The 2483-nt window shown below is 33.6% G+C and carries 2 protein-coding genes; both read left to right on the top strand.

What is annotated here, in order from left to right:
* The first annotated feature begins 37 nt into the window (after positions 1–37).
* Positions 38–1165, top strand: a complete 1128-nt coding sequence (gene hblA, locus AC1DIT_RS27860) for a hemolysin BL binding component B (protein ID WP_476998582.1) — start codon at positions 38–40, stop codon at positions 1163–1165.
* A 220-nt stretch (positions 1166–1385) separates the two neighbouring features.
* A partial coding sequence (locus AC1DIT_RS27855) for a ClyA family alpha-helical pore-forming toxin (RefSeq protein WP_476998581.1) occupies positions 1386–2483 on the top strand: 1098 nt, incomplete at its 3' end.

Raw genomic sequence — 2483 nt, 5'->3', positions numbered from 1 at the left:
GAACTAAAAATCAAAACCTATATAGGAGGAATATGAAATGCAAAATAAAATCCCTTACAAAATACTTGCTGCATCGGCGCTTTTAGCTTTGACAACAACTTCTGTAGTCTCACCAGTAGCAACTTATGCAAGTGAAATTAATCAAACTAACAATGGAGATACGTCTCTTTCTGCAAATACAGACGGGATGAAAAAAGCTTTGCAAGATGCTGGAGTATTTGCAAAATCTATGAATGAATATTCTTATTTATTAATTAATAATCCGGATATTAATTTTGAAGGGATTACTATTAATGGGTATCCAGATTTACCTGGTAAAATTATACAAGACCAAAAGAATGCTAGAGCACATGCTGTTACATGGGATACGCAAGTAAAAGGACAGCTTTTAGATACATTGACAGGCATTGTCGAATACAATACAACGTTTGACAATTATTATGACACAATGATAGATGCGATTAATACAGGGGATGGAGATACTTTAAAAGAAGGGATTACAGATTTACGAACTGAAATTCAACAAAACCAAAAGACTGCACAAAATTTAATAGCAGAATTAACGAAGTTAAAAGATAATGTTGGACAAGATGTTAGAGCATTTGGAAGCAATAAAGAACAATTGTACTCGATTTTAAAAACCCAAACAGCTGGGCTTGAGGACGATCAGAAACGTCTAGATGAAGTTTTGGGGCAAGTAAACTATTATAAAAAATTAGAATCTGATGGATTTACAACAATGAAGGTTGGCGTTTTTGGCCTATGGTGGATTGGTGGTATAATAGTAGGTACAGCAAGAGATAATTTAGGCAAGTTAGAGCCGTATGTAGCAGAAATACGTAAGACTGTAGATTCTAAAACAACATTAAATCGTGTAGTTGGAGTTGCGTATAATAATACTGATCAGATGCATAAGGCGATTGATAATGCGATTAATGCTCTTACTTATATGTCCTCGCAATGGACTGATTTAGATAATCAATATGCTGGGGTACTGCGACAGATTGATAAGGCAGCTGGAAAAGCTGATCAAAATAAATTTAGCTACTTAAAACCTGCCTTGAAGACAGCTAAAGATCTTTGGAAAACATTACACGAAGATGCAGTCACAATAAAAGATGGAATAAAAGAATTAAAAGTGGAACCTGCTACTCCGCAAAAATAAGGAAATATCGGTTCTGAATCAAGGATTATATCTTTAAATTTTAGTATAGAAATTATTAATTCCTCATAAACCAAAAAGGCGGAGTCTGATGAAAGACTTCGCCTTTCACTATAAATACTACGAAACAAAGTTGGGATGATATTCGTAAAGATACAGAACTAATTTCACTTTTAAAAAAGAATAGAACTTATACTCAAAACCTGCATAGGAGGAATATGAAATGATGAAAAAAATCCCTTACAAACTACTCGCTGTATCGACGTTTTTAACGATTACAACAACTTATGCAGTCACACCAGTAGCAACTTTTGCAAGTGAAATTGTGCAAACTAACAATGGAGATATGTTTCTTTCAGCAAATGAAGAACAGATGAAAAAAGCTTTGCAAGATGCTGGGGTATTTGCAAAATCTATGAATGAATATTCTTATTTGTTAATGAATAATCCAGATGTGAATTTTGAAGGAATTATTATTAATGGGTATGCAGATTTACCTGATAAAATTGTACAAGATCAAAAGAATGCTAGAGCACATGCTGTTACATGGAATACGCAAGTAAAAAAACAGCTTTTAGATACATTGACAGACATTATTGAATATGATGCAAAATTTGACAATCATTACGGAACATTAGTAGAGGCGATTAATTCCGGGAATGGAGCTACTTTAAAGAAAGGGATTACAGATTTACGAGGTGAAATTCAACAAAACCAAGAGCATGCACAAAAATTAATACAAGAATTAACTAAGTTAAAAGAAGATATTGGACAAGATGTTAGATCATTTGGAAGCGATAAAGATCAGTTGCAGTCGATTTTAAAAAACCAAGGTGCTGATGTTGAGGCCGATCAAAAGCGTCTAAATGAAGTTTTAGGACAAGTAAACTATCAGAAAGACATAGAATCTAAAGGATTGACAATGGTAAAAGTGCCCTTTCTTCCCACATTGATTGCTGGTGGTATAATGATAGGTGATGCAAGAAGTAAATTAGGCTGGTTAGAGCCTGAATTAGCAAAATTACGTCAGACTGTAGATTATAAACTAACATTAAATCGTGTAGTTGGCGTTGCCTTTAATAATATTGATCAGATGCATAGCGCGATTGATAATGCTCTGAAATCTCTTACTTTTATGTACGACCAATGGAGTGATTTAGATCGTCAATATGGATCGGTTCTAGGGTTTATTGATAAGGCATCTGAAAAAGCTGATCAAAATAAATTTAAATTCTTACTACCTAACTTGAATGCAGCTAAAGACAGTTGGAAAACATTAAAAACAGATGCGGTTACATTAAAAGAAGGGATCAAAGAATTA

The sequence above is a fragment of the Bacillus sp. 05T22 genome, assembly GCF_056396765.1.
This window is presented reverse-complemented; position numbering and strand designations above follow the sequence as displayed.

Bases quoted from the DNA above. Each gene is read 5' to 3' on its own strand.
- hblA (WP_476998582.1), top strand. From the start codon at position 38: ATGCAAAATAAAATCCCTTACAAAATACTTGCTGCATCGGCGCTTTTA.